Origin of the sequence: Janthinobacterium sp. SUN211 (assembly GCF_030587315.1) — a bacterium.
GTDB lineage: Bacteria > Pseudomonadota > Gammaproteobacteria > Burkholderiales > Burkholderiaceae_D > Janthinobacterium > Janthinobacterium kumbetense.
Window position 1 is genome coordinate 569,915 of the sequence record NZ_JAPWIC010000003.1, and the last position, 18,827, is coordinate 588,741.

16 protein-coding genes are annotated in these 18,827 nt (G+C 64.1%); 13 read left to right on the plus strand and 3 right to left on the minus strand.

Annotated elements, in window-relative coordinates:
* Positions 1-11 precede the first annotated feature (11 nt).
* The 7 genes from O3301_RS13830 to O3301_RS13860 all read left to right on the plus strand — a co-directional run bounded on the left by O3301_RS13830 (position 12) and on the right by O3301_RS13860 (position 9,777).
* Positions 12-1,778: an ABC transporter ATP-binding protein gene (locus O3301_RS13830; protein ID WP_305056633.1), complete on the plus strand. Its 1,767-nt coding sequence runs from the start codon at positions 12-14 to the stop codon at positions 1,776-1,778.
* The gene (locus tag O3301_RS13835; protein WP_305056634.1) at positions 1,772-3,565 is read left to right on the plus strand and encodes an ABC transporter ATP-binding protein; all 1,794 of its coding nucleotides are present in this window, start codon (positions 1,772-1,774) and stop codon (positions 3,563-3,565) included. Before O3301_RS13830 ends, O3301_RS13835 begins: the two co-directional genes overlap by 7 nt.
* The gene (locus tag O3301_RS13840) at positions 3,562-4,518 is read left to right on the plus strand and encodes an ABC transporter permease (RefSeq protein WP_305056635.1); all 957 of its coding nucleotides are present in this window, start codon (positions 3,562-3,564) and stop codon (positions 4,516-4,518) included. The genes O3301_RS13835 and O3301_RS13840 overlap by 4 nt, the downstream gene beginning before the upstream one ends.
* Entirely contained in the window at positions 4,515-5,465 is a 951-nt protein-coding gene (locus tag O3301_RS13845; protein WP_305056636.1) for an iron chelate uptake ABC transporter family permease subunit, read from the plus strand. Before O3301_RS13840 ends, O3301_RS13845 begins: the two co-directional genes overlap by 4 nt.
* Entirely contained in the window at positions 5,462-6,232 is a 771-nt protein-coding gene (locus O3301_RS13850) for an ABC transporter ATP-binding protein (RefSeq protein WP_305056637.1), read from the plus strand. The genes O3301_RS13845 and O3301_RS13850 overlap by 4 nt, the downstream gene beginning before the upstream one ends.
* 1 nt (position 6,233) lies before the next feature.
* Positions 6,234-7,217 (plus strand): siderophore ABC transporter substrate-binding protein, encoded by a 984-nt coding sequence (locus O3301_RS13855; RefSeq protein ID WP_305056638.1) that lies wholly within the window; start codon positions 6,234-6,236, stop codon positions 7,215-7,217.
* Between the two features lie 106 nt (positions 7,218-7,323).
* The gene (locus tag O3301_RS13860) at positions 7,324-9,777 is read left to right on the plus strand and encodes a TonB-dependent receptor (RefSeq protein WP_305056639.1); all 2,454 of its coding nucleotides are present in this window, start codon (positions 7,324-7,326) and stop codon (positions 9,775-9,777) included.
* 12 nt (positions 9,778-9,789) lie between these two features.
* Here the strand turns inward: O3301_RS13860 and O3301_RS13865 are convergent, their stop codons facing one another.
* Together O3301_RS13865 and O3301_RS13870 are read right to left on the minus strand one after the other, a co-directional pair.
* Positions 9,790-10,626 (minus strand): MipA/OmpV family protein, encoded by an 837-nt coding sequence (locus tag O3301_RS13865; RefSeq protein ID WP_305056640.1) that lies wholly within the window; start codon positions 10,624-10,626, stop codon positions 9,790-9,792.
* Complete coding sequence (locus O3301_RS13870) at positions 10,623-11,117, minus strand: hypothetical protein (protein WP_305056641.1); 495 nt, start codon at positions 11,115-11,117, stop codon at positions 10,623-10,625. Before O3301_RS13870 ends, O3301_RS13865 begins: the two co-directional genes overlap by 4 nt.
* A gap of 133 nt (positions 11,118-11,250) precedes the next feature.
* On the opposite strand from O3301_RS13870, the gene O3301_RS13875 reads away from it, so the two are divergent.
* From O3301_RS13875 to O3301_RS13885, 3 genes are all read left to right on the plus strand, one after another.
* Positions 11,251-12,345: a type II asparaginase gene (locus tag O3301_RS13875; protein WP_305056642.1), complete on the plus strand. Its 1,095-nt coding sequence runs from the start codon at positions 11,251-11,253 to the stop codon at positions 12,343-12,345.
* 128 nt (positions 12,346-12,473) lie between these two features.
* Positions 12,474-13,325: an MOSC domain-containing protein gene (locus tag O3301_RS13880; protein ID WP_289919393.1), complete on the plus strand. Its 852-nt coding sequence runs from the start codon at positions 12,474-12,476 to the stop codon at positions 13,323-13,325.
* Between the two features lie 34 nt (positions 13,326-13,359).
* On the plus strand, positions 13,360-14,520 hold the full coding sequence (locus O3301_RS13885; RefSeq protein WP_289899498.1) for a diguanylate cyclase: 1,161 nt from the start codon (positions 13,360-13,362) through the stop codon (positions 14,518-14,520).
* On the opposite strand, the gene O3301_RS13890 is transcribed toward O3301_RS13885, so the two are convergent.
* Positions 14,521-16,500 (minus strand): monovalent cation:proton antiporter family protein, encoded by a 1,980-nt coding sequence (locus tag O3301_RS13890; protein WP_289905731.1) that lies wholly within the window; start codon positions 16,498-16,500, stop codon positions 14,521-14,523.
* Positions 16,501-16,584: 84 nt separating this feature from the next.
* Between O3301_RS13890 and O3301_RS13895 the strand changes: the two genes are divergently transcribed.
* Genes O3301_RS13895 through lptC form a run of 3 tightly spaced genes read left to right on the plus strand, consistent with a single transcriptional unit; the run spans position 16,585 to position 18,806 of the window.
* Entirely contained in the window at positions 16,585-17,619 is a 1,035-nt protein-coding gene (locus tag O3301_RS13895) for an SIS domain-containing protein (RefSeq protein WP_369811625.1), read from the plus strand.
* Positions 17,619-18,152, plus strand: a complete 534-nt coding sequence (locus O3301_RS13900; protein WP_077398943.1) for an HAD family hydrolase — start codon at positions 17,619-17,621, stop codon at positions 18,150-18,152. Before O3301_RS13895 ends, O3301_RS13900 begins: the two co-directional genes overlap by 1 nt.
* A gap of 42 nt (positions 18,153-18,194) precedes the next feature.
* Positions 18,195-18,806 carry an LPS export ABC transporter periplasmic protein LptC gene (lptC, locus tag O3301_RS13905; RefSeq protein ID WP_289905730.1) on the plus strand — a complete coding sequence of 204 codons (612 nt, stop codon included), beginning with the start codon at positions 18,195-18,197 and terminating at the stop codon, positions 18,804-18,806.
* Positions 18,807-18,827: the final 21 nt, after the last annotated feature.

Sequence of the window (18,827 nt, forward strand, 5' to 3'; positions counted from 1 at the left end):
CCGTTTTTCCCATGCGTAGCCAACGCCGCCAGCCCGGCCCGATCAGCCGGATACTGCACCCCATCCGCGGATGCCTGATCGCCGCCGCCGTGCTGGCCGGCACGGGGTCCATGCTCACTCTGGTGCCCTTGGCGGGCATCGCGCAGATCGCGCAAATCGCCATGGCCCCTGCGCTGGCGCCGGGCGCTGTGTGGCAGATCATCGTCGCCAGCGTCGCCTGCCTGTTCCTCGGCATGGCCCTGATGTCGCTGGGCGAACTGGCCGCACACCTGGCCGACAACCACCTCACGCATCGATTGCGCCTGCAAGCCATGCAGCGCCTGGGACAGGTGCAGCTGGGCTGGTTTACCAGCCGGGCCTCGGGCGAGGTCAAGCAGGCGATGCAGGACGACATCAATACCCTGCACAGCCTCACGGCGCACTTCTATACGACGACGGGGCGCGCCGTGGGCGCCATCGCCATCTCCGTCGTGTATCTATTCGCCATGGATTGGCGCCTGGCCCTCATCGCCATTCTGCCGTTTCCCGGCTTCTTCCTGTTCTTCGGCCGCGCCATGAAAGCCAGCGGCGGCAACATGGAGCAATTCGTCGCCGGCATGGGGCGCATCAACAATGCCGTGGTGGAATTCGTCAACGGCATTCCCGTGGTCAAGGCGTTCGGCGCCACGGGACGCGCGCACGGCAGCTACCGCACGGCCGTCGATGCGTTTGCCGATGCGTTTGCCGCGTTTACCCGTCCGCTGGTCGGTTCCATGGCCAACGCCAACGCGCTGATCGCGCCGGTCGCCGTGCTGGGCGTGGTGGTGCTTGCCGGTACGGCCTTCGTGGCGCTGGGCTGGATGGCGCCCGTCGATATCCTGCCGTTCGCCCTCGTGGCGCCCGGCATTTCCGCGCCCATGCTGCTGCTGCATTACCTGACGCATGACCTCAACAACGCCACGGGAGCGGCCCAGCGCGTGCAAGCCTTGCTCGATACGCCCGTGCTGGCGCAGCCGGCGCCAGATGAGCAGCAGTTGCCCGACGGCACGGAGATCCGCCTGGAAGGCGTCGGCTATGCCTACGATGGACACAACAAGGTGTTGTCGGATATCACGCTGACCTTGCCGCCCGGCACGGTGACGGCCATCGTCGGCGCTTCCGGTTCCGGCAAGTCGACCCTGGCGCGGCTGCTGCTGCGCTTTTTCGACCCGACCGAGGGGCGCATCACCCTGGGCGGCGTCGACCTGCGGCACATCGCCACGCCCGAGCTGTACCGGCGCATCGGTTTCGTGCTGCAGGAAGTGCGCCTGATCCACGCCAGCGTGCGCGAGAACATCGCGCTGGGCCGGCCATCGGCCAGCATGCACGAGATCGAACAGGCGGCGCGCCTGGCAAATATCCATGAACGCCTCCTGGCCTTGCCGCGCGGCTACGATTCCGTCATCGGCGAAGATGCGCAATTGTCCGGCGGCGAGTTGCAGCGCGTAAGCATCGCCCGCGCCGTGCTGCTCGACCCGTCCGTGCTGGTGCTCGATGAAGCGACGGCCGCGGCCGACGCGGAAAACGAGGTGGCGATCCAGGACGCGCTGTCGCGCTTTGCCCGGGACCGCACCCTGCTCATCATTGCGCACCGGCTCGACACGGTGATGCATGCCGACAACATCGTCGTCGTCGAGAACGGCGCCATCGTCGAACAGGGCAGCCATGCCGGCTTGCTCGCCGACAAGGGCCGCTATGCGCAACTGTGGGCGCTGGGCGGCTATCCGGATTTCCAGGAAGACACGGTGCTCCCATGCTGAAAACGTTTATTCAACTGCTGGGCGATGACGCGCCCGTGTTCCGCCGCTACTGTGCCATGGCGCTCGCGTATGGCGTGCTCAGCGGATTGACCATCACGGCGCTGGTGCTGGCCCTGGGCCGCCTGCTGGGTGGCGACGTGGGCGGCGCGGCCTTGTGGCTGCTGGTGCTGCTGGCCGGACTGGTCGCCTGCTGGGCCTGGCGGCGCCAGGTGGAAAAGGCCGGCGTGCGCGTGGGCGTGACGGTGCTGCAAGGGGCGCGCCAGCGCCTGGGCGACCACGTCGCGCGCTTGCCCGTCGGCTGGTTCACGCCGGACAACACGGCAAAACTGGGCCACGTCATCACGCAAGGCATGATGAATGTGGCCCAGCTGCCCGCCCACGTGTTGACGCCCGTCATCTGCGGCGCCGTCACGCCCGTCGTGATGCTCATCGCGCTGTTCGCGCTGCACTGGCAGCTGGGTCTCGTCGCGCTGCTGGCGCTGCCGCTGCTGGCCGGCGCCTTGCGGCTCACCGCGTACCTGGGCCAGCGCGCCGACGATGCCTATCACCACCATTTTGCCCAGACCAGCCAGCGCCTCGTTGAGTTTGCGCAAGCGCAATCCGTCTTGCGCGCATTCAATGGCAACGGCAGTGGTGCAGCTGACGGCGGCACGCGTTTCCTGCAGCAAGCGATCGATGCGCAGCGCCACGCGGGCACGCGGCTCATTTACCTGTCGGCGCTGTCGTCGGTGCTCAACGCCTGGACCGTGCAAGCCATTTTCGCCGCCTTGCTGGCCGCCGCCGCGCTGTGGCTTGACAGCCTGGCGGGCGGTGCTGCCGGCGCGGGCGACGCCATCGCCGTCATCGTGGCCTTGCTGCTGGTGGTGCGCTTTGTCGACCCGCTGCAGGAAGTGGCCAGCTATGGCGAAGTGCTACGCGGCGCACGCGGTCCGCTCGACGCGGCGCGCGATATTTTCGCCGTGCAGCCGCTGCCGGAAGCAGACAAGCCGCAGGCGCCGCGCGATGGCGCCGTCGAATTGCGCGGCGTGGCATTCCGCTATGCACAGGATCAGGCCGACGTCTTGACGGATATCAACCTGCGCATTGCGCCGGGCAGCATGACGGCGCTGATCGGCGCGTCCGGCTCCGGCAAGACGACCCTGGTGCGCCTGATCGCGCGTTTCTTTGACGCCAGCGCAGGCGCGGTGTTGGTGGGTGGCGTCGATGTGCGCGATATGTCCAGCGAGCAATTGGCTGGCCAGATCAGCCAGATATTCCAGGACAGTTATCTGTTCCAGGGCAGCATCGGCGACAACATTCGCATCGGCAAGCCTGGCGCCACCGATGCCGAGGTGCGGGAAGCGGCGCGGCAGGCGGGCGTGGCCGAGATCATCGCCCGTCTGCCGCAGGGACTCGATACCCTGGTGGGCGAGGGCGGCGCGCGCCTGTCCGGCGGCGAACGCCAGCGCGTCGCGATTGCCCGCGCCCTGGTCAAGGATGCGCCGATTTTGCTGGTCGATGAGGCGACGGCCGCGCTTGACGCGGAAAACCAGGCCGCCATCGCCGAAGCGCTGGCGCGGCTGCGCGGCAAGCGCACGGTGATCGTCATCGCGCACCAGTTGTCGACGGTGGCCATGGCCGACCAGATCGTCGTGCTGGACGGTGGCGTGATCCGCGAGCAGGGCGCGCCAGCCACCTTGCGCGCGCAAGGCGGCCTGTACGCGCATTTCCTGGCCCAGCGCCAGGCGGCCAAGGGCTGGCGCATCGCCGCGCCCGCCCGCCAGGCAGGTACGGAGTCCCGCATTTGACACGCGCGCGTCTGTTTTTTGTCTTCTTCCTGCTGTGCTGCGCGTCCTTGCTGGTCGGTGCGCGGCAGATGGAGTGGGCGCAGTTGTTGTCGTCGTCCGGCGCGCTGTCCGCCGACGCTTGGCTGACCCTGACGGCCAGCCGCCTGCCCCGCCTGGCGGCATTGGTGCTGACGGGCGTGGGCCTGTCCGTGTGCGGCGTCATCCTGCAGCACATCGTGCGCAACAAATTCGTCGAACCGGCCACCTCGGGCGGTCTCGACGCGGCCAAGCTGGGCATTCTCGTGGCGCTCACCGTGGCGCCCGCGGCGGGCACGGCCGGCAAGATGGCGTTCGCGCTGGCCTTCTGCCTTGCCGCCAGCGCGCTATACGTGGCCCTGATCCGCCGCATCCGCTTCAAGAATACGATACTCGTGCCCGTCATCGGCCTCGTGTATGGCGGCGTGCTGAGCGCCTTGGCCGAATTCTATGCCTACCGCAACAACATCCTGCAAAGCATGCAGGGCTGGCTGCTGGGCGATTTTTCGCGCATCGTGCAGGGCAACTATGAAATCATTTATCTGATCCTGCCCATCGTTGCCCTCACGTATTTGTATGCGCAGCGCTTTACCGTGCTGGGCATGGGCGAGGGCATGGCCACCAGCCTGGGCTTGAACTATGGGGGCACGGTGGCGCTGGGCCTGATGCTGGTGGCCGTCACGGTGGCGGCCACGGTAATCACGGTGGGGGCGATCCCGTTTGTCGGGCTGGCCATTCCCAACTTGGTGGCCTTGCGCTACGGCGACAAGCTGGACCGCACCCTGCCCATTGTCGCGCTGGGCGGCGCGTCGCTGCTGCTGGCCTGCGACATCGCGGGGCGCTTGCTGATCTATCCATTCGAAGTGCCCATCGGCCTGACGGCAGGGGGCGTGGGGGGCGTGCTGTTCCTCATGTTGATCATCCGGGGGCGGCGATGAGGCGCAGTTTGAACCAGCGCATGCTCTGGCTGGCCGTGTTGGCCCTGGCGCTCGCTTTCCTCTTCATCGGCGCAAATCTGGATGTCGATTACGTCATTCCCAAGCGCATGTCGCGCCTGGCCGCCATCGCCATCGGCGGCGTTTGCGTGGCCGTGTCGTCGATTGTGTTCCAGACCATCGCCGGCAACCGCATCCTGACGCCGGCCGTCATGGGTTACGAAGCCGTGTATTTGCTGCTGCAATCGCTGCTGATCCTCGCGATGGGCATGCACAGCGTCGTGCTGCTGGGGCAGAACGGCAATTTTGTCGTGTCGATCGCGCTGATGCTTGCGTATTCCTGGGCCATCCACTATTGGCTGTTTCGTGATGGAAAGAACAACGTGTATTTCCTGTTGCTGCTGGGATTCGTGCTGACGATGGTGATCGGCACATTTACCCAGTTCATCCAGTTGCGCATCAGTCCCGGTGAATTTGCCATCTTGCAAGGATTCAGCCAGGCCTCGTTCAACAAGGCGCAGCCCGTGCAGTTGCTGTACTCGGCCGTGCTGGCGGGCGCCGCCTGCGTGGCGGTGCTGAAAACCTTGCCGGCGCTCGACGTGCTGGCGCTGGGGCGCGAGCAGGCCATCTCGCTCGGTATCGATTACCGGCGCATGGTGCGGCTGCAGCTGGCGCTGATCGCCGTGCTGGTGGCGGTGTCGACGAGCTTGCTGGGACCGACGGCCTTCATGGGCATCTTTGTCGCGAACACAACTTACGCCCTGGCCCGCACGGCGCGCCACCGCGTCACCTTGCCGCTGGGCTGCGCCATCGCCATCGCCATCTTCCTGGCAGCCCAGTTGCTGGTCGAACACGTTTTCAATTACCGGACCACGGTTGGCATCCTCGTCAACCTGGTGTGTGGCGCCTACTTCCTCGCGCTCATGGTCCGCACCCGAGGTACAGCATGATCCACGTCAAACAGATTGAAAAAAGCTACGGCGAAAAGCGCGTGCTGGCCAAGGTCAGCGCGCAGTTTCCCAGGGGGAAAGTGACGTCCTTGATCGGCCCGAACGGCGCCGGCAAGACGACCTTACTGATGCTCATCGCGCGCCTGCAGGAAGCGCATGGCGGCGAGATTACGATAGACGGGCGCAGCATTGCAGCCATCCAGATCCGGGACTATGCACGACTCGTGGCCACCCTGCGCCAGTCGCCTGATTTTCACTTGCGCCTGACGGTGGAAGAGCTGGTCGCCTTCGGCCGCTTTCCCTACAGCCGTGGCGCGCTGACAGAGCGGGACCGGCAAGCCATCGATGACGCCATCGCCTTCCTGTCGTTGGAGCATCTGCGCCTGGCGTATGTCGATGAGCTGAGCGGCGGCCAGCGGCAGATGGCCTTCCTGGCCATGACGATCGCCCAGCAGACCGATATTCTGCTGCTCGACGAGCCGCTCAACAACCTCGACATGAAGCATGCCGTGCAAATCATGCGCGCGCTGCGGCGCCTGTGCGACGAGCAGGGCCGCACGGTGATCCTGGTGATCCACGACATCAATTTCGCCGCCAACTATTCGGACCACATCGTCGCCATGCAGGGTGGCGCCGTGCGCTTTTCCGGCCCCGCCCATGAAGTCGTGACGGAAGAGCGCTTGCGCGCGCTGTACGACATCGATTTTCACATCGTACGCAACGAGCGCGGCTGCGTCTGCAATTACTTTACCCCCACAGGAGCTTGAGATGATCTGGAACAAATCCCGCTGCGCGCTGGCCGTGCTGCTCGCCGCCATGGCCGCCCTGCAAGGCTGCACCGACAAGGCAGCCACGACGCCGTCAGCGCCTGCCGCCTCCGCGCCACCGCAGGCGTTTGCGCCCATCACCATCGAACACAAACTGGGCACGACGGTGCTCAAGCAGCGTCCCCAGAGGGTGGCCGTGCTCGACATGAACGAAGTCGATTTCCTCGACCAGCTGGGCGTGCCCGTGGCCGGCATGGTGAAGGATTACGTGCCGCATTTCCTCACCCGCTACAAGGAAGACCAGGGCATCCGCGACTTGGGCGCCATCGTGCAGCCGAATCTCGAGCATATCCACGCGCTCCAGCCCGATCTGATACTGATGACGTCGATCCAGGCCAACCATTACAAGGAACTGAGCCAGATCGCGCCTACCTTGCATTTCGACGTGGATTACCAGAACAGCGAGAGCAAGCACATTGAGGTGGTCAAGCAACACTTGCTGACACTGGGACGCATCTTTGGCAAGGAAGACATTGCCAGCCGGAAAGCTGCGGAACTCGACGCCAAGGTGGCGGATGCGCGCAAGGTGACGCAGGAGCGTTCCGAGAAGGCGCTCATCGTGCTGCATAACAACGGCGCCTTCAGCTCCTTCGGCGTGCGGTCGCGCTACGGTTTTGTGTTCGATGCGCTGGGCGTGAAACCTGCCAGCTCGGCCATCGAGGCGGGCTTGCATGGCCAGCCCATTTCCAGCGAATTCATCCAGCAAGCCAATCCCGACATCATCTACGTGGTGGACCGCACGGCCGTGATGGAACACCGTCCCGTCATGACGGCCGAACAGATGGCCAATCCGCTGTTGCGCCAGACGAATGCGTGGAAAAATGGCCGCGTGGTTTTCGTCGATGCGGACGCCTGGTACATCACGGCGGCCAGCGTGACGTCGCTGAAACGGGTGATCGACGACGTGCTCAAGGGTTATCAGTGAGATAAATTATTTTCGTAATGAGTCGTATTTGCATTGAGGGTTTTGCCTTTTCGTTCGGGAGATAGGGTGAGAACAAGCAATCATCCCTTCTGAAAGGATTTACTTTATGACCCAACGCATGGCAACGCGCCATCTTCCCGCCTTGAACCTGAGCCGTATCGCCACCGCCGTGCAACTGGCGCTCATCACGGGCTTGACCGTGGGGGCGCTGGGCGTGGCGGCCTCGCCAGCCTATGCGCAAGCGGGGGCGGGCCAGGCCCGGCAAGCGTTCAGCGTGCCGGCCGGTACGCTGGGCCTGGCGCTCAACACTTTCGCGGCCGAGGCGGGCGTCGAATTGACGGTCGAGGCCAGCTTGCTGCAAGGCAAAAACAGCGCCGGCCTGTCCGGCAGCTACAGCGTGCCCGAAGGCTTTTACGAATTGCTGCGCGGCCATGGCTTGCAAGCCGTGCGCGAGGGCAATGGCAGCTACACGGTGCGCCGCGAACCGGCGCACAGCGCCGCCGCCGAAGCCGCCGCCACTATGCCGGCCGTAACGGTGTGGGGCAAGGGCAACAGCGTGACGGATGCCTATGCAGGCGGACAAGTGGCGTCCGGCGGTCGCGTGGGATTTCTTGGCGACAAGGATTTCATGGAAACGCCGTTCAACACCATCAGCTATACGGATAAATTCATCGAAGACCGGCAGGCGCGCGACATCACCGACGTGATTTCCGCCGCCGACCCTACCGTCTTCAGCAGCGGCATGACGGGCATCATCGGCGAGAATTATTCGATACGGGGCTTCAGCTCGAATATCGGCGATGTCGCGTTTGGCGGACTGTACGGCATCTCTCCCTACTACCGCACGTCGCCTGAAATGTTTGAGCGCATCGAAGTGCTGAAGGGGCCATCGGCCTTGCTCAACGGCATGCCACCGGGCGGTTCCGTGGGCGGCAGCATCAACCTCGTGCCCAAGCGCGCGGGCGATGCGCCGCTGGCGCGCGTGACGGCGTCGTACATGTCGGACTCGCAATGGGGCGGGCATATTGATCTGGGTCAACGTTTTGGCGAGAATCAACAATTCGGCATCCGGGTCAACGGCGTCTACCGCGATGGCGACGGCGCCATCGACCACCAGAAAAAGAAGACCCGGCTCGTCTCGGTCGGCCTGGACTGGCGTGGCAATGGCGCGCGCCTGTCCGCCGACCTGTATCACAGCGAGGACCGCGCCGATGGCTTGAACCGGGGCGTCAACCTGGCCCCCGGCTTGCCCGTGCCGCGTCCGCCGAAAGCGGAAACCCTGCTCAATCCCAGCTGGGCGTTTTACGACACCAAGGACAAGGGTGCCATGCTGCGCGGCGAACTGGATTTGAACGCGCAAGTGATGGCGTATGCGGCCGTGGGCGCCAGCCGGGCCGATTACCAGTCGACGGGCGCGTATCTGATCCAGGTATTCAACACGGCCGGCGATTACCGCACCAACGTCGCCGACCTGGGCTTCGACGTGGAAAAACAGTCGGCCGAAGCGGGTTTGCGGGGCAAGTTGCGCACGGGCGACATCGGCCATCAATGGGCCGTCAACGCCACGTATTATCACCACACGGACAAGCAGTATGGGCGAAGGAATACCCTGGCGAATGACTGGATCACGAATATCTACAATCCCGTCTGGGGCCCGGCGACGCGCTTCGACGCGCCGCAAATTTCCAAGGCGGAACTGCGCCTGGCCAGCTTTGGCCTGGTCGATACACTTTCCTTTGCGCAAGACACCGTGCAGCTGACGGTGGGCTTGCGCCGCCAGGAAGTGCTCAGCGATAACTTCAACATCAAGACGGGCGCGCGCACCTCGCGCTATGACGAAAGCGCCACCACGCCCGCCGTCGCCCTGCTGGTCAAGGCGAGCAAAACGGTCTCCCTGTACGGCAACTACATCGAAGGCTTGAGCCAGGGCGCCACGGCGCCGTTGACGGCCGCCAACTCGGGCGAGGTCTTTGCGCCGTACAAATCGAAGCAGGCGGAGCTTGGCGTCAAGGTCGACCTGGGTGAGTTCGCGCATACGGTCAGCGTATATGAAATCAAGCGGCCCAGCAGCTATGTCGACCCGGTCAGCAATATCTTTTCTTTTGGCGGAGAACAACGCAACCGCGGCATCGACTGGGGCTTCTTCGGCTCGCCCCTGCGCGACGTGCGCCTGATGGGCGGCGTGGCGTATGTCGATCCGGTCTTGAGCAAGACGGTGGGCGGCGCCAACCAGGGCAAGCAGGCAACGGGCGTGCCCAAGCTGCAAGCCAAGCTGGGCGTTGAGTGGGATACGCCCGCCATCCCTGGCGTGACCCTGACGGCGAACGCGACGGCGGCATCGAAGCAATACATCAATGCCGACAATTCGATGTCCGTGCCGGGCCGCACCGTGTTTGACCTGGGCGCCCGCTATGCGACGAAGGCGGCGGGCCGGCCCCTGACGGTGCGCGCCAGCGTGACGAACGTCGGCAACAGGGCGTACTGGGCGCTGCCGCAATGGACCAGCCTGGGCCTGGGCGCGCCGCGCACGGTCATGCTGTCGGCCACGACGGAGTTTTAAGCCGTCTAGCCGCTAGTCGTCCGGGCCCCGCGCCAGGCTGCTTGAACGTTGCCACGTCCACATCAGGCCGATGCCGGCCGAGGTGCCGCTGTTCTGGCGCAACAGGGGACTGGCGCGGTTGGCGGCGCCTGTGTAAGTGTCGTAGCGTACAAAGGCAAAGGCGCGCCAGTCCCGCTGCAGCCGGTACGAACCGCCCAGGCCCAGCCGCGTGAGCATCAGCCCGCTTTTTGCCGCATACGCGGGGCGCTGGCCGGTGGCAAATGCGGGACTGACGCCATACAAGTAATCGTTGATGGCGGCATTGCCCAGCACGGCGCCCAGGCTGGCGTCCACATGCCAGGCCTGCTGCCCGCCTTGTAGCCCATACACGAGGCGCGGCTCGAAGGTGGTGCCTTGGCGGCGCAGGCCGCCGCGCGCTTCGATGACGGCGCGCAAGGGCAGCTCCAGCCCCAGGCGGCTGTGCTGCGTCGGCTCGGCCAGCTTGATTTTCAGGCGCGGGCCAAATTCCACCAGGGTACCCAGGTCCGGCATGCCGCGCCGGGCCGGCACGTCGCTGGACCTGGCCGGCAAGGACAGGGCAAAACCGATATCGAAATCGAATCGCTCCGTATCGAGCAGGCGCGCGCCCACGCCGGAGCGGTCGGCGCGCAAGACTTTCCCACGATAAATCAGATAGGGCAGGGCCAGGCTGCGCGTCGAGCGTTCGCTGGCACCCGGATAGGCGGGCGTGACGGCCGTGCCGCCAAACACGCCCGCTTCCCATAAGGGCAGCGGTGCTTCGACGGCGCGCGCCGGCGCCATGGCGGCGAGGAGGCTGGAGGCGGCCAGCAAGGGGCGTGCGATATTCATCGAGCAACTCCGCAAGGTTTGCCTGCCGGCAGCGATTCCAGGTCGGCAAAGGCGCCCAGTGCCCACGATTGATGAAACCCCAGTTCATTGCGCACGGCCAAGGCTTCCGTGGCCTTGCCCTGGCGTTCATACAGGTCGATCAGGGCCTTGTAGCCGAGGGCGCTCGATTGTTTGCTGCGTTTCGCCAGCGCGATGGCCTGGCGGAAATGAAATTCGGCCGCATCGTAGCGGCAGGCCCCGCTGGCGGCGCGTCCCGCCTGGTGGTGCAGCCGTGCTTGCCAAGCGAGATCGCCGTGGCCCAGTTCGACGTTCCAGACGGCGTCCGCGTAGTTGCGCATGGCTTGTGTCCAGTCGCCCTGGCTGGCCGCTTCTCGCCCCCATTGTTCCTGTTGCGCCGCCGTGCGCAGTTCGATTTGCGTGGCGCAGGCATTGAGCGCCATCAAGACGAGCGGCAGCAGGAGGCAAGACCGGATGGGCGGCAGTGTGGACATGGCGCCACTGTAGCGCAAGGGAAGGCGCGCACGTTTGCGCGATACGCATGAATTCGGGATTTGCCCCCGCATGGATGACATATAATTTGCACACGACTTTGTTATTTTTGACAGTACACCTCACGGGAGCACCATGTTTTCACGCAAATTCCATTCTTGTGCACAGCTGATGCTGGCTACCATGCTGATGGGCTTTATCGCCGCTTCCCCCGCGTGCGCGCAGCAGGCGGCCGTCAAATTGCCGAATGTGGTGATCCTGGCCACGGGCGGCACCATCGCCGGCAGCGGCGCCGACAGCACCACCACCGTCGGCTACACCTCGGCCACCGTGGGTGTCGAGCGCCTGATCGCGGCCGTGCCGGAATTGAAAAAAGTGGCGAACGTGAAAGGCGAGCAAGTGTTCCAGATCGCCAGCGAAAGCATGGGCAATAGCCACTGGCTGGCCCTGGCCAAGCGCATCAACGTGCTGCTGGCCTCGAGCGATGTCGATGGCGTGGTCGTCACGCACGGCACCGACACCATCGAGGAAACGGCGTATTTCCTGAACCTGACCGTGAAGAGCCATAAACCGGTAGTGGTGGTGGGCGCCATGCGTCCGTCGACGGCCATCTCGGCTGACGGCCCCATCAACCTGTACAACGCCGTGATGCTGGCGGGCAGCAAGGAAGCCGTGGGCAAGGGCGTCTTGGTGGCCTTGAACGATCAGATCAACGCCGCGCGCGAAGTGACCAAAACCAATACCTCGACCACCGACACCTTCAAGTCGCCGGAACTGGGCATGCTGGGCTACATCCAGGGCAGCAAGGCCTTTTTCTACCGCCAGTCGACGCGCAAGCACACGCTGGAGTCGGAATTTGACATCAGCAAGCTCGATGCCCTGCCGCAAGTGGACATCGTCTATGGCTACGCCAACATGAACCGCGTCGGCATGGACGCCTTCATCGCCGCCGGCGCCAAGGGCATCATCCACGCGGGCGTGGGCGATGGCAGCGTGGCCGCGCAAATGAAGCCGGCCCTGGTGGAAGCGCGCCAGAAGGGCGTGCTGATCGTGCGTTCGAGCCGCGTTGGCCAGGGCATCGTGGCGCGCAATGGCGAAGCCAACGACGATGAACTCGACAGTGTCGTATCCGACACCCTGAACCCGCAAAAAGCCCGCATCCTGCTGATGCTGGCCTTGACCAAAACCAATAGTACGCAAGAAATCCAGCGTATTTTCTACACGTATTGATCGCCGTCACGCCGGCCCGGCCACTGCGGCTGGGCTTGGCGGATTTACGCTTGCCCGCTTTGCTGCCATACTTCGTTTTTGAATAACTTCCTGGCTGAAGCAGCAACACTGTTCCTTCTCCCCTGTCCATGGCTATCCTGTCCGACATCATCCTGTATCCGATCAAATCGTGCGCCGGCATCCATTTGCGCGAGGCTGTCCTGACGCGTTCAGGGCTGATGAGCGAGCACGTGTTCGACCGCGAATGGATGGTGGTGGACGAGCACGGCCGTTTCCTGACGCAGCGCGAACATCCGCGCATGGCGCTGATCGTGCCGTCCATCAAGGCCACCACCCTGGAATTGCGCGCGCCGGGCATGTTGCGGCTGGAAATCGAGCTGGGCTTGCCGCATCCGCAACTGGCGCCCATGCTGGACGTGCAAGTGTGGGACGATACCGTGCGCGCCTACGATTGCGACGACGTCACGGCCACCTGGTTTACCAAGGCCGTCGGCGTGCCGTGCCGCCTGGTGCGCTTTCACCCGGACGTGGTGCGCGCCACCAGCACCAAGTGGACGGATGGCGTGGCCGCCTCGACCATGTTTGCCGATGGCTATCCGGTGCTGATCGCCGGCAGCGCCTCGCTAGCCGACGTCAATGACAAGCTGCGCGCCGCCGGCCGCGAGGCCTTGCCGATGAACCGTTTCCGTCCCAATCTCGTCATCGGCGATATCGGCGCCTTCGAGGAAGACTACGCCGACTTCCTGCAATTCGGCGCGACCGTGTTAAAACCCGTCAAGCCGTGCTCGCGCTGCCCGATTCCGTCGGTGGACCAGGCCACGGGCGTGCCCGGACCGGACCCGCTCGACGTCATGCATGGCTACCGCGCCAAGCCCGAGCTTGACGGCGCCATCTGCTTCGGCATGAACGCCATCGTCACCGAAGGCGGCGATGAGCGTATCGTAGTGGGGCAGGACATCGGTTTCGAACTGGCATTTTAAGCATGGCGCCCGCACAGAAGGGTTTAAGGTTTCTATGAATCAAGCAATACCGCCGGACCCGCGCATTGCCAGCCTCGAAGCCGAAAACCAGGCCTTGCGGGCGCGCATGGCTTTCCTGTTGGAACAGGTCGAGCGCAACCACGACATCATGTGCCGCCACCAGGCGTTCGATCTGGAAATCGTCGGCGCGTCCACGTTTCCCGAGCTGATCGGCACCATTTTCCGCACCTTGCCCGTGATTTCCGACCTCGACGGCGTTACTTTGAGCCTGCTCGACGAGGATGACGATATCGTGCTGGTGATGGAAAAGCTGGGCGTCGATTTCAGCGCCTTCCCGCAGTTGCTGTTCGTGCATGCCGTGGCGGAGCTGGGTTTTGCCCCGTCGGCCCCCGTGGCCGAGGGCGAAGCGGCCTTGCCGCCGCTGCCGCTGCTGGGCGCCTTCGATGCCGCCGTGCATGGCCCGCGTTTCCCGGGCATCGGCTCGCCCCTGCGCAGCGTGGCGCTGGTGCCCTTGCTGCGCAACAAGCGCCTGATTGGCAGCCTGAACCTGGCCAGCAGCGACGTGACGCGCTTTACGCCCGTGCTGGGCACGGATTTCATCAAGCACATGGCTTCCATCATCGCCATTTGCCTGGAAAACGTGATCAGCAATGAAATGCTGAAATACATCGGCTTGACCGATTCCTTGACGGGCGTCTACAACCGCCGTTATATCGACCGCCGGCTGCTGGAAGAAATCGCCCGCGCGCGGCGCCAGAATTATTGCATTTCATGCATGTATATCGATATCGACCATTTCAAGCTGGTCAATGACACCTATGGCCACCAGGGCGGCGATGAAGTGCTGCGCGAAGTGGCCACGCGCATCCGCACGGAATTGCGCCGCTCCGATGCGCTGGGCCGCTTCGGCGGCGAGGAATTCGTCGTGCTGCTGATCGACGCCGACCTCGACAGTGCGACGTTCGTTGCCGAACGCATCCGCGCCAGCATCGCCGGCACCATGTTCGACTTGCCGGGCAGCGCGCAAGCGTGGGTCAGCGTCTCGATCGGCGTGGCCAGCCTGGAGGCGGACGCGGCGCTGCTACCGATCGAAACGGTGGCGCAGCAACTGGTGGCGCACGCCGACCAGGCCCTGTACCAGGCCAAGGCCGATGGCCGCAACAAGGTCATCAGCTGGCAGGCACCGTCCGAATAGTTATTTCAGTAGTAATGTTTCTGCCTTGGCCACGGCGTCGGCCGTGCCGCGCAGCACTACCACGTCGCCGCTGGCCAGCTGCGTCTCGGGGGTGACGTCGAGGCGGCCGCGGCCGCGGCGGATGGCCGTGACAAACGCGCCGCAGCCGGCCACGTCGATCGCACTCAAGGGCAAGTCCACGCAGTGTGCGCCGTCGCTGACGGTGACCGTATGCAGGCGTTCCAGCTCGGCATCGTCGCCCGCGTCGCTGGAACCGTGGAAATAGCCGCGCAGCGAGGCATAGCGCTCCTCGCGCGCGGCCTGCACCCGGTGCACCACGCGGCGCAGGGGCACGCCCATCATGATCAGTGCGTGCGAAGCGAGCATCAGGCTGCCTTCCATCAATTCCGGCACCACTTCGGCCGCGCCCGCCTTCTTCAGCTGGTCGAGGTCGGTATCGTCGTGGCTGCGCACGATGACGGGCAAGGTGGGCGCCATTTCGTTGAGTAAATGCAATAATTTCAGTGCCGAAGGCGTGTTGGCATACGTGATCACCACGGCGCTGGCCCGGTAGATACCGGCCGCTACCAGGCTTTCGCGCCGGCCCGCGTCGCCATACGACACGTGGGCGCCGGCCAGCTGCGCTTCCTGTACCCGTTCCGGGTCCAGGTCCAGCGCGTGGTATTCGATCTTTTCTTCCGCCAGCAGGGTGGCCAGGCTTTGCCCGCTGCGGCCGAAGCCGGCAATCAGCACGTGTTTCTGCGACGCCATGGTGCGCGTGGCGATCTTCGTCAACGCCAAGGATTGCATCATCCAGTCGTTGGCCGCCAGTTTCATGACGATGGCGTCGGACTTGGCGATGAGGAAGGGCGCCACCAGCATCGACAGCACCATCGACGCCAGCACCACCTGCACGACGAACGGGTCCATCAGCTTGATGCCGCCGGCCAGGTTCAGCAGTACGAAGCCGAATTCGCCCGCCTGCGCCAGGCCCAGCCCCGTGCGCAAGGCCACGCCGTTGCTGGAGCCGAACAGCCGGGCCAGGCCCGCGATCAGGGCGAATTTCAGCAGCACGGGGCCGCACAGCAAGAGCAGCACGAGCCACCAGTTGTCGAGCACCACGCGGATATTGAGCAGCATGCCGACGGTGATGAAGAATAGGCCCAGCAGCACGTCGCGGAAGGGCTTGATATCCTCTTCCACCTGGTGCTTGAATTCCGTCTCGGAAATGAGCATGCCGGCAACAAAGGCCCCCAGGGCCAGCGACAAGCCTGCCCGTTCCGTGATCCACGCCGCCCCCAGGGTAATCAGCAGCAGGTTGAGCATGAACAACTCTTGCGAACGGCGCTTGGCGACGATGGTCAGCCAGCCGCGCACCATCTTCTGGCCGATGAACAGCAGCAAAATGAGCACGACGAGGGCCTTGCCGCCGGCCCAGGCCAGGGTTTCGGCCAGGTTGTCCGAATCGCGGGTGAGGGCGGGAATCAGGATCAGCAGGGGCACGACGGCCAGGTCCTGGAACAGCAGGATACCGATGATCTTGCGGCCGTGTTCGCTTTCCAGTTCCAGCCGCTCCGTGAGCATTTTCGAGACGATGGCCGTCGACGACATGGCCAGCGCGCCGCCCAGGGCGAAGGCGGCTTGCCAGCTCAGGTGGATGTAGGCGGACAGGTAACGGGCGACAAACCAGCCGAAGACGACGGTGGCGATGATGGTGGTGACCACCTGCGCCATGCCGAGGCCGAAGACAATGCGCCGCATGGCGAGGAATTTGGGAAGAGAAAATTCGAGCCCGATGGAAAACATCAGGAAGACGACGCCGAACTCGGCCAAGGTGTGGCTGGCCTCGTTTTCCGCCGCCAGGCCCAGCGCGTGGGGGCCGATGACGATGCCGACGGCCAGGTAGCCCAGCATGGGCGGCAAATGCAACATTCTGAAAGCGACCACGCCCAGCACGGCGCTGCCGAGTAACATCAGGGTCAGTTCAAGCGAGGAAAACATGGGTTGCCCGGTACGGTCAATGGAAATCGTTGTTTGTTGTGACTGGCAAGTTTTTTGCTTTCCTAATTCGTTTATACTTTGGGCATGAGTGTAACCCATGAAAAAACAATGCTGAAAGCTTTTGATCGAATTGACATGCAAGCGACGACCGAGCGCGCTGTCGCGCTGGCCCGCACCACCTTGCAGATCGAGTCCGACGCCATCGTTGCGCTGCATGCGCGCCTGGCCACGGACGACAGCGTGGGCCGCGCCGTGGCGATGTTGCTGCAATGCAAGGGACGTGTCGTCGTCTCCGGCATCGGCAAGTCCGGTCACATCGCGCGCAAGATTGCCGCCACCCTCGCTTCCACCGGCACGCCGGCCCTGTTCGTGCATCCGGCCGAAGCGGCCCATGGCGACCTGGGCATGGTCACCTCGGACGATGCTTTTATTGCCATATCGTACTCCGGTGAATCGTCGGAATTGATGGCCATAATGCCCGTCGTCAAGCGCATGGGCGGCGTGCTGATTTCCATGACGGGCAAGCCCAATTCGAGCCTGGCCCAGCTGGCCGACGTGCACCTGGATATTTCTGTTGAGAAAGAAGCCTGTCCGCTGAACCTGGCGCCGACGGCCAGCACCACCGTCACCCTGGCCCTGGGCGACGCGATCGCCGTGGCCTTGCTCGACTTGCGCGGCTTCAAGGAAGAAGATTTCGCCCGCTCGCACCCGGGCGGCGCCCTGGGCCGCCGTTTGCTCACGCACGTGCATGACGTCATGCGCAGCGGCGAACGCGTACCCAAGGTGCCCGTGGACGCTTCCTTGCTGCAGGCGCTGGAAGAAATGACGAAGAAAGGCATGGGCATGACGGCCGTCGTCGATGCGGACAACCGCCCCGTGGGCGTGTTTACGGATGGCGATCTGCGCCGCATGTTCGAGCGCGTGCAGGATTTCACGCAAGTGGCGATCCGCGACGTTATGCATGCGCAGCCGCGCAGTATCGCGCCCGAACGCCTGGCCGTCGACGCCGTGGCCGTGATGGAGCAGTTCCGCATCAACCAGATGCTGGTCGTCGATGCCGACGGCAAGCTGGTGGGCGCGCTGCATATCCATGATCTGACGCAAGCGAAGGTGATCTGATGGACAGCGTAGCGGACAACCTGGCACGGGCGGCCAAGGTCAAACTGATGATCTTTGACGTCGATGGCGTGCTCACCGACGGCAGCCTGCATTTCGGCCCGGACGGCGAGATGATGAAAACGTTTAATGTGTATGATGGCCTGGGCATCAAGCTGCTGCAGGAATCGGGCGTGCAGACGGCCATCATCAGCGCGCGCCGCTCGGCCATCACGGCGCGCCGCGCGCAAGACCTGGGCATTACCCATGTGCACCAGGGCGGCCACGACAAGCTGACGCCGTTTCGCGAATTGCTGGCGCTGACGGGCTTGACGGAAGAGCAATGCGGCTATATCGGCGACGACGTCATCGACGCGCCCATCCTGAAACGCGTGGGCTTTGCCGTCAGCGTGCCGGGCGGGCGTCCGGAGGCGCAGGGTCTGGCGCACCATGTGACGCAGGCCGGCGGCGGCCGCGGCGCGGTGCGCGAGATCTGCGAATTCCTGCTGCGCGCCCAGGACAACTATGCGCGCGTCATGGCGCCGTTCCTGGAGTGAGGCGCGCCGCCTCGCCAGTGACCTTTGAAAGAGTGAAGCCCTATGCGTAAGCCAGGAGGCGCCCATCGCTGGCGCATGATTTTTACCGTGCTGGGCGCGGTTGTCGTCGCGCTGGGCAGCTTTTGGCTGCTCGAGGTGATGAACAAGAATGGCCAGGACATCACGGCCAGCAAGCATCTGGATGAACCTGACTATTTCATCACCAATTTCAGCCTGGTGCGCATGGATTTGACGGGTAAACCCAGCTATATCGTGTCGGGCACCAAGCTCACGCATTATCCGCTGGACGACTCGTCCGATATCGACCAGCCCTTCGTGCGCAAGCTCACGCCAGGCATGCCGCCGATGAACATGAATGCGGAACTGGCGCATATCGACCAGGATAATACCCGGCTGCAACTGCACCGCAAGGTCGTGATCGACCGCGTGGCCAGTCCGAAGGCGCAGAACCTGACGGTCAAGACGGAAGCGCTGACGGTGTTTCCGGACGAGGAAAGAATGGAAACGGATGTGCCTGTCGATATCCTGACGGGCGCCTCGCGCATCAATGGCGTCGGCATGAAGGCGAATAACGCCACCGGCGTGGTGGAAGTGCAGAATGCGCTGCGCATGGTCCTCCCGCCGAAACCGCGCCCGGCCGCGGCGGCAAAATGACAGAATGAAACAAGGAAACCA

Excerpts from the sequence above, each read along its gene's own strand:
- O3301_RS13830 (WP_305056633.1), top strand. The coding sequence starts at position 12 with ATGCGTAGCCAACGCCGCCAGCCCGGCCCGATCAGCCGGATACTGCAC.
- O3301_RS13835 (WP_305056634.1), top strand. The coding sequence starts at position 1,772 with ATGCTGAAAACGTTTATTCAACTGCTGGGCGATGACGCGCCCGTGTTC.
- O3301_RS13845 (WP_305056636.1), top strand. The coding sequence starts at position 4,515 with ATGAGGCGCAGTTTGAACCAGCGCATGCTCTGGCTGGCCGTGTTGGCC.
- O3301_RS13850 (WP_305056637.1), top strand. The coding sequence starts at position 5,462 with ATGATCCACGTCAAACAGATTGAAAAAAGCTACGGCGAAAAGCGCGTG.
- O3301_RS13855 (WP_305056638.1), top strand. The coding sequence starts at position 6,234 with ATGATCTGGAACAAATCCCGCTGCGCGCTGGCCGTGCTGCTCGCCGCC.
- O3301_RS13860 (WP_305056639.1), top strand. The coding sequence starts at position 7,324 with ATGACCCAACGCATGGCAACGCGCCATCTTCCCGCCTTGAACCTGAGC.
- O3301_RS13865 (WP_305056640.1), bottom strand. The coding sequence starts at position 10,626 with ATGAATATCGCACGCCCCTTGCTGGCCGCCTCCAGCCTCCTCGCCGCC.
- O3301_RS13870 (WP_305056641.1), bottom strand. The coding sequence starts at position 11,117 with ATGTCCACACTGCCGCCCATCCGGTCTTGCCTCCTGCTGCCGCTCGTC.
- O3301_RS13875 (WP_305056642.1), top strand. The coding sequence starts at position 11,251 with ATGTTTTCACGCAAATTCCATTCTTGTGCACAGCTGATGCTGGCTACC.
- O3301_RS13880 (WP_289919393.1), top strand. The coding sequence starts at position 12,474 with ATGGCTATCCTGTCCGACATCATCCTGTATCCGATCAAATCGTGCGCC.
- O3301_RS13885 (WP_289899498.1), top strand. The coding sequence starts at position 13,360 with ATGAATCAAGCAATACCGCCGGACCCGCGCATTGCCAGCCTCGAAGCC.
- O3301_RS13890 (WP_289905731.1), bottom strand. The coding sequence starts at position 16,500 with ATGTTTTCCTCGCTTGAACTGACCCTGATGTTACTCGGCAGCGCCGTG.
- O3301_RS13895 (WP_369811625.1), top strand. The coding sequence starts at position 16,585 with ATGAGTGTAACCCATGAAAAAACAATGCTGAAAGCTTTTGATCGAATT.
- O3301_RS13900 (WP_077398943.1), top strand. The coding sequence starts at position 17,619 with ATGGACAGCGTAGCGGACAACCTGGCACGGGCGGCCAAGGTCAAACTG.
- lptC (WP_289905730.1), top strand. The coding sequence starts at position 18,195 with ATGCGTAAGCCAGGAGGCGCCCATCGCTGGCGCATGATTTTTACCGTG.